Here is a 7257-nt window from a genome sequence, read left to right as displayed (position 1 = left end):
GCAGATCGCCCCGCACCATCAGCCAGATCATCTGCGGGAAAGATACGTTCCCGATCAGATCCTCAATGGGATGGCCACGAAACGCGATCTGGCCGGGCTTCATGTCGATGATGGAGGTGCGCCACCATTGGCGCACAGCTTTTTCATCGCTCGTCATTATGTTTGCACCTCTTTCATCGTCTGGGTTTTGCTTTGCGCGGCAAGGCGAATGGGCGCGTTGCGCGCGCCATATCCAGCATAGCCCATACGGCGTTCGACGATTTCGAAGAAGAAGCCGTTAAAGATCGGGCGGCTGTAGATCTGAAAATACTCGGCACTCGCTGTCCGGTCGTAGAGAATGTTGCCCTCGCGCAGTTGGGCGATCAGATCTTCATCCAATCCGAAGGTCGCTTGCAGATCGGCATAGTAGTTCTCTGGGATCGTCAAACTGGGAAAGCCTGATTTGCGCAACTGATCCGACGTTTCAAAAATATCGTCCGACAGGAAAGCGATGTGCTGAACACCGGCCCCAAAGCCATCTTCAAGGAATGACGCCGCCAAAGTCCGACGACCAACGGCTCCGTTCAGGTTCAGGCGCACTTCGCCCTCGGGGCTTTCAATGGCTTGGCTTTGTACAACGCCAGACGGGTCTGCAACGTTTACGATTGGCGACTTCGCCATCTCAAAAGTAGAAATGTAGTAGAGCAGCCAGCTTTGCATCTCATCGTGACGCATCGTCTGCGCCAAATGATCGATACGGCGCAGACCAGCAGGCTGGGTCGCTTTGGTTTTGGCAACCGGCTCGAACTCGATGTCCCATACCCGATGCAGATCGGATTTCTCATCGATGAAATGGACGACATTGCCACCGACACCTCGGATGGCTGGGATATCCAGTTCCCCGGTCCCCACCGGCTGTGAGAAATTCGGCGCGCCCAACGCGGTCGCCCGCTGAACCGTCTGATCCGCGTCCTTGACGCGCAACCCCATGTCGCAGACCGAGGGGCCGTGGCCCAGAAATGCCGAATGTGCGAAGCCTTCTTTTTCGGTATTCACGACGATGTTTATGGCACCCTGCCGCCACAGCTCGACCGACTTGCTGACGTGCTTGCGTTCCATGCGGAAACACATGGTCGAGAGCATATCTGCAAGTTGCGCTCCGCTCGTTTCGTCAGCCGTAAATTCGACGAATTCAAAGCCAGACGCATAGACGCGTTCTGGCAGATTCGGGATGCCAAAGTTCGCCCCAGGCTCGGTCCGCGATACCTCGTCCAAAAGATTGAGCAGCGATCTGTAGCAGTCACGCGCCAGCGTTTGACCACCGGGTTGCGGCGTCGCTTCGTTGACACGTGCAATGGACCAAGGCCCCGTGTATCCGGCGCGGGACAGCACCCGTACGAAGCCCGCTAGGTTCAGCGATCCAAGCCCCGGCAGAAGCCCAAAGTGCCGTTTCAGTCGACGTATGTCCATCTCAAGTCGGGGTGCATCGGACAGTTGCACATGGAACAGCCGCTCTCCAGGAATGTCCCGAAGGCGGGCTGGTTTGGACCCGTCGGCAAGCGAGAAGAAGGAATTCAAAGCCAACCCCAGATGAGGGCTGTCGACAGCTTCAACGACGCCTAATGCCTGTTCATCCGAGTGAATAAGATCCGACCATGGCAAGCCCATATAGGCCAGACGCAGCCCCATCTCTTTCGCGATTTTGGCCGCCTCGCCCAGGTCTGCGATTACCTGTTCTTCGGTTGCAGTGGCATCGACCTCGAAGGCAGACCCGATTAGCAGCAGTTTTGTGCCCAACTCACCCATCAGATCGAGTTTGCGCTTCAGCCGATCAAAAGCGCGCTGTCTACCGCCGCCAGATTGGCATTCGAGGTTATGGAACGGCTGCAGCAGGCAAATCTTCAGGCCGAGATCTGATGCAATGTTCCGAATTTGCGATGGCGGCCCATCAAAAGCTGTCAAATCCGGTTCGTGTAATTCGACACCCCCGAATCCCGCGTCAGCGATAGCGCTCAGTTTTTCTGCCAGATCACCGGGGATCGACGTTGTCGAAACCGAGAGGCACATTATCCCTGATACCCAAACATCCGCGGCAACCACAGGACCAGATCCGGCATCAGCATCATGATCACCAGGGCGAAGATGAGCACTGCCAGGAACGCCCAGATTTCCGAGATGATTTCACGCAGCGGAATGTCCGTCACGGCGTTGATCACAAAGAGTAGAATGCCATAAGGCGGAGTTATCAGGCCGATCATCGAGTTCACGACGACCAGAACTCCGAAATGCACCAGATCAATCCCGAGCGCTTCACAGGTGGGAATAAACAACGGCACAATCACCAGGATGATCGTCGTTGCGTCCAGTACGCATCCCAGCGCAAGGATCAGCAGGTTGACTAAGATCAGGAACACAATCGGGCTGACATCTGAGCCTTCCAGCAAAGCCGAAATCGACTGTGGAATCTGTTCCTGAATGACGATGAAGTTCAGAATGAACGCACCGCCAATGACCACCCCGACGGCCGCGGAAGAGCGCGCACTGTCGACGAACACTTGGTAAAGGCCACGGAAGGTCAGTGCGCGGTAGAACAACGCAGCCAGTAGTAGGGCGTAAAATGCAGCAACTGCGGCAGCCTCGGTCGGAGTAGTGACGCCGCCATATATACCGTACAGCAGGATTGCGGGCATCAGCAGTGCCGGGAACGCGTTGGCGGTTTTTGCGGGCAATTCACGCAGTGGAACTGGTTCTTCCAATGCAAAGTCCCGCTTTCCGGCCAGATAATAGTTCATCGCCATGAGGACGACGCCCATGATCAGGCCCGGCAGAATACCGGCCAGGAACAGCGATCCGATAGACGCTTTTGAGACCAGCGCATACAGAACCATCGGGATCGAGGGCGGGATGATCGGGCCAATCGTCGCCGACGCGGCGGTGATCGCGGCAGCATAACCTCGGCTGTAGCGACCGTCTTTGGTCATCATCTCAATGATAATCTTGCCGATCCCCGCGGCATCCGCGACCGCCGAGCCGGACATGCCGGAGAAGATAAGCGACGCAACCACGTTGACGTGCCCAAGGCCACCCTTGAACCGCCCGACCGCAGCGACGCAGAAGTTCAGCAAGCGGTCAGTGATCGACCCCGCGTTCATGATATTCGCGGCGACTATGAATAAAGGCACGGCAAGCAGGATCGTGCTTTTGTAGAAACCCTGCAGGATCTTTTCACCCGCCAGCGCGACGTCCAGACCGGCGACACCCAGATACATCAGTGACGCCAGCAGGATGGAATAGCCGATAGGGGTCCCGATGCCTGCCAGAACAAAGAGTGTGAGCAGGCAGGAAAGAAGTTCAAAACTCATTTGCTTGCGTCCTCGTCGTCTTCCACATCAACGCGGGGATGTTCGTCAACCACGTTGTACCCCACGACCATTTCAAGTTCGGTTTTTGGTGGGCCGTTGCGCATGATGTCAAAGAACAGCCATGCATACCGCGCGGCGACAACCAGCATGAACACGGCATAGATCGAGAACACGGTGCGCAATGGTATCTTCTCACCCGAGAAGGGATTGCGAACGGTCGCGGTTTTGCGGATCTTCATCCAGTCGATGTAGTCCCACGTCGGCAGGAAACTGTAGAGCATCCCGACCACAATCGCCGCGGCCGCCAACATCGCAAAGACCTGACGAACGCGCATCGGCACTGAAAGGTAGATGATGTCGAACTTCACGTGATCTCTCTCGCGCACGATGAACGCGCAGCTAAAAAAGATCACCCAGACCCAGAGAATGCCGATCAGTTCAAGCGTCCAACCGGCGGGGGTAAAGAAGTACCGCAGAAGAATTTGCAGAAGGAAGATTAAGAAGATTGCCGCCAGCATCCCGCCGGCAATCGCTTCGGTCAGTCGGGAGAACCCCTTTATGAAGCCTTTCATTTCGGTTCTCCCTCCCTTGTGTAGACGAACTTAGTTGCCCAGAGCGTTGATCTGCTCAAGCACACCGTCGGGCCATGACCCGGCAAATTCACTTTCCAGATACATCGACTGTACTTGATCGCGGAACGCCGCCAGGTCGGGCTCGTAGACCGCCATGCCCTGTTCTTTGAGGAAGCTGACAAGGTCCTCTTCTTTCTGAAGCTGCTTCTGGCGGCCGGATTCAGCCGCAGCATCCGCAGCTTCCTGAACCTTGGCCTGCTGTTCCGGTGTCAAACCGTCCCAGACCTCTTTGCCGATGGCGATGTAGTTCAAATCGACCAGATGCGACGTCAGAACGATCTGATTGGTCACTTCATAGAATTTGGCGTCCACAACGGTCGGCAACGGATTGTCTTGACCGTCAACCGCCCCTGTCGACAGCGCCGTGTAGACTTCGGAGAAAGCCATCGGAGTCGGCGCAGCACCCAATGCTTTGCCCAGGAACTGCCATGCGTCAGTGCCCGGCATCCGCAGGTTCACGCCTTCCAGATCGGCGGGCGTCGAAACCGTCAGTTCATCCTTGGGCTGGCGCAGGTTCACCTGACGACGACCCAGATACATGACCGACAGCAGTTTGACGCCCAGCTCTTCTTCGGCCTTCTGCTTGAAGGCATCCATCAGGGGATCGTTAAAGACGGCAACCTGATGCGCCGCATCCTGATGGACATAGCCTGCGGTAAAGATCGAAAACTCGGGGAAGAACTGAGCCAGTTCCTGCGCCGAGGTGATCGACATTTCCAGATTGCCCCGGCTGATGGCGTCCAGCTCGGTACCCTGCGCGAAGATGGTGCCGTTATAGCTGGGCTCGTAGCTTGCGAAATCAGCGACCATCGGCGCAAAGACCTCGGCCATGGCGACCGAACGCTGATCGGTATCCGACCCCGACGTTGCGAGGCGAAGTTGCACTTTGCCCTCTGCCAATGCGCCGCTTGTTGCGCTGAACAGAACACCGGTTGCGACCAGGGCTGACACAGCAGCCCGGCGGGTAAGTTTGGTAATCACTTTGCTCCTCCCTGAGACATCATGATGCATTTTTCCGATTCTAAGTTTTGACCTATTTTGGGATTTTTGCAAGATTTTTTACAAAATATCAGATATTTTTCATTATCTGCAGTCTCTGTTGCTGCATATCCTGAAGGCTTCTGATCCTGACAGTCTCGCCCGACCTGCAGGAATTCTGAATAGCTTCAATGACTTGGAGCGTCCTGAAGCCTTCCCATCCGGACACAATAGGATCTGCTTCGCGCCGAGCGACTTCAACAAAGTGCCTGAGTTGATTGACCAGAGGATCGGATGCACCCTTCTTCAGCGCGGTTGATGAGATTGGCGTCCACCAATCCCTTTGCTCACTCTGGTAACTCCACAGTCGAAGATCGGGAACGGACAATGACCCGTGAGAGCCACCTACCATGTAGCTACTCTCAGTGGTTGAAGGATAGATTGGATATTCCTGAGACGTCATCTCCCAGCTCCATGGAGCAACGATGCTGTCGGACACACTTATGGTTCCTATCGCTCCGCTTTCGAACGTCAACAGAGCACCGGCAACATCTTCGTTGTCGTAACCTCGCTGCGATGCAGCCGACTGCGCCTGTACGGTTATGACTTCTCCGGCCAGGTACCGCAGCAGATCCACATCGTGGACAAGATTGACCGAGATGGGCCCTGCACCGGGTTTCTTTCGCCAGGGCGCAGCATCAAAATATTCGTCTGGCTTATAAAACCAGCAATTCGCATGGACAGCGCGCACATCTCCAATCTTCCCATCGACAATGGCTTCTTTAGCCGACCTGATCAGAGGATTGTGTCTGCGATGATGTCCAACCATCAGCGGCACATTGGCCTTCTCCGCTGCTTGGACAAGCTCCAGTGCAGTGGTGGCTTCCACGGCGATCGGTTTTTCGACAAGAACGGGACAACCATGTCGAACACACGTGAGGCCCTGTTCAACATGAAGCGTGGTCGGGGTCGCAAGAACAGCTCCGTCCGGCGTCTGATTTGCAAACATTTCCTCGAGAGTCGCATAACATGCGACCCCATGTTCAACGGCGTACGCGCGGCCTTCGGTGCTGGGGTCGACAACTGCAACAAGATCAACATGACGCAACGCTCGGACAGCGTCAGCGTGGCGGCGTCCAACAAGGCCAATGCCGACAATGGCAATGCGAAAGTTCTGAGACACTTTGCTTCCTTCCGGGTGGTTCGGAAAACCCCGAACCTGATGTTTGCGATCGGGCTGCTTTGCCCAACTTGGCCACGACCGTATTGGGGTTTTCGCGATTCCGCAATAATGTATGATATTTTTATTTTTACCATACATCAGTTTGGATTGCTGATGTCTTTGAAAAATGTTAACTGAACGAAGAGACCAAGAACATCGGGTGAAACGCATGGCGAAACAGCCGTCTACGATAGGTGCAAGCACCTATCAGCGCATCAAGCGGGACATCATCTTCGGGGAGTTGCAGCCCGGCTCCAAACTGAAGCTGGACGCCTTGAAGGAACGCTACTCGGCAAGCCTTTCGACACTTCGTGAAACGCTGAACAGACTCGCCAGCGACGGATTTGTCGAAGCTCCCGAGCAACGGGGTTTCCTGGTCACGCCGGTTTCACGAGAAGACCTGACCGAGATTGCAGAGCTGCGCGTTCTGTTGGAATGCCACGCGTTGGAGTTGTCCATTGCGAATGGCGACACGGACTGGGAAGGCAACCTGGTTGCCGCACACCACAAACTGCACTTGATGGAACAGCAGCTTCTCAGAGGAGATGAATCCGAAAAAGAGACTTGGAAAAGATATGATTGGGAGTTTCACCAGGCGATGATCGCGGCCTGCAATTCCAAGAATCTTCTGTCTCTGCACTCGATCATCTACGACAAATATCTGCGGTATCAGATGCTCGTGCTGACCTATCGCGGCGAAGAGGCCGTCAAGGAGCACAAGGGCATGTTTGATGCAGCACTGGCCAGAGACGCCGACACGGCCAAGATACTGCTGGAAGATCACATCCGAAACGGCCTCACCCACACATTGGAGGCTATGTAAGGCGGCATACTAATTGCGTGCTTCGGCGTCCTCAGGTCGATTTGGCAGGGAATACCTCAAAATTCTACATCTAAATCGAGAAGTTTGTGAACGGCCCATAACCGACCTTGAGTACGTCGTTTGATTTCTGCAGTCGCAGCGGATGTGTCGCAAACTTTTAGAATGACCATAGGCAGTCAACTACTGGACACACCTATCCTGCGATCTCGGCAAACATCTGAAAACCCGGGGTCGTAGTGCTAAGGAATTGCTGTTTTCGGA

Annotated in this window: 6 protein-coding genes and 1 pseudogene; 1 reads left to right on the top strand and 6 read right to left on the bottom strand. The window is 55.1% G+C overall.

The genetic code is table 11. The features are described 5' to 3' along the window. From ACR0K5_RS24820 to ACR0K5_RS24795, 6 genes and pseudogenes are all read right to left on the bottom strand, one after another. Positions 1 to 157 (bottom strand): annotated as a pseudogene (locus ACR0K5_RS24820) (citryl-CoA lyase); the annotation flags it as partial. After that, positions 157 to 2046: a bifunctional sugar phosphate isomerase/epimerase/4-hydroxyphenylpyruvate dioxygenase family protein gene (locus tag ACR0K5_RS24815; RefSeq protein ID WP_480632194.1), complete on the bottom strand. Its 1890-nt coding sequence runs from the start codon at positions 2044 to 2046 to the stop codon at positions 157 to 159. The gene ACR0K5_RS24815 and the pseudogene ACR0K5_RS24820, both read right to left, overlap by 1 nt. Further along, a complete protein-coding gene (locus ACR0K5_RS24810) occupies positions 2046 to 3341 on the bottom strand; it encodes a TRAP transporter large permease (protein WP_480632193.1) in 1296 nt (431 codons plus the stop codon). The genes ACR0K5_RS24815 and ACR0K5_RS24810 overlap by 1 nt, the downstream gene beginning before the upstream one ends. Beyond that, a complete protein-coding gene (locus ACR0K5_RS24805; protein WP_170351611.1) occupies positions 3338 to 3913 on the bottom strand; it encodes a TRAP transporter small permease in 576 nt (191 codons plus the stop codon). The genes ACR0K5_RS24810 and ACR0K5_RS24805 overlap by 4 nt, the downstream gene beginning before the upstream one ends. 30 nt (positions 3914 to 3943) lie before the next feature. Beyond that, a complete protein-coding gene (gene dctP, locus ACR0K5_RS24800; protein WP_480632192.1) occupies positions 3944 to 4954 on the bottom strand; it encodes a TRAP transporter substrate-binding protein DctP in 1011 nt (336 codons plus the stop codon). Positions 4955 to 5042: 88 nt separating this feature from the next. Next, a complete protein-coding gene (locus ACR0K5_RS24795; protein WP_480632191.1) occupies positions 5043 to 6344 on the bottom strand; it encodes a Gfo/Idh/MocA family protein in 1302 nt (433 codons plus the stop codon). On the opposite strand from ACR0K5_RS24795, the gene ACR0K5_RS24790 reads away from it, so the two are divergent. Continuing rightward, entirely contained in the window at positions 6343 to 6996 is a 654-nt protein-coding gene (locus ACR0K5_RS24790; RefSeq protein ID WP_480632190.1) for a GntR family transcriptional regulator, read from the top strand. The two genes, ACR0K5_RS24795 and ACR0K5_RS24790, sit on opposite strands and share 2 nt — an antisense overlap. The last annotated feature ends 261 nt before the right edge of the window (positions 6997 to 7257 follow it).

The sequence above is a fragment of the Ruegeria sp. AB9 genome, assembly GCF_056542585.1.
Note: the sequence above shows the minus strand (reverse complement) of the source record. Positions and strands in the feature narration are given on the sequence as shown.

What these genes read in the sequence shown, in the direction of transcription:
- ACR0K5_RS24815 (WP_480632194.1), bottom strand. Translation starts at nt 2,046, where the DNA reads ATGTGCCTCTCGGTTTCGACAACGTCGATCCCCGGTGATCTGGCAGAA.
- ACR0K5_RS24805 (WP_170351611.1), bottom strand. Translation starts at nt 3,913, where the DNA reads ATGAAAGGCTTCATAAAGGGGTTCTCCCGACTGACCGAAGCGATTGCC.
- ACR0K5_RS24795 (WP_480632191.1), bottom strand. Translation starts at nt 6,344, where the DNA reads ATGCGTTTCACCCGATGTTCTTGGTCTCTTCGTTCAGTTAACATTTTT.
- ACR0K5_RS24790 (WP_480632190.1), top strand. Translation starts at nt 6,343, where the DNA reads ATGGCGAAACAGCCGTCTACGATAGGTGCAAGCACCTATCAGCGCATC.
- ACR0K5_RS24810 (WP_480632193.1), bottom strand. Translation starts at nt 3,341, where the DNA reads ATGAGTTTTGAACTTCTTTCCTGCCTGCTCACACTCTTTGTTCTGGCA.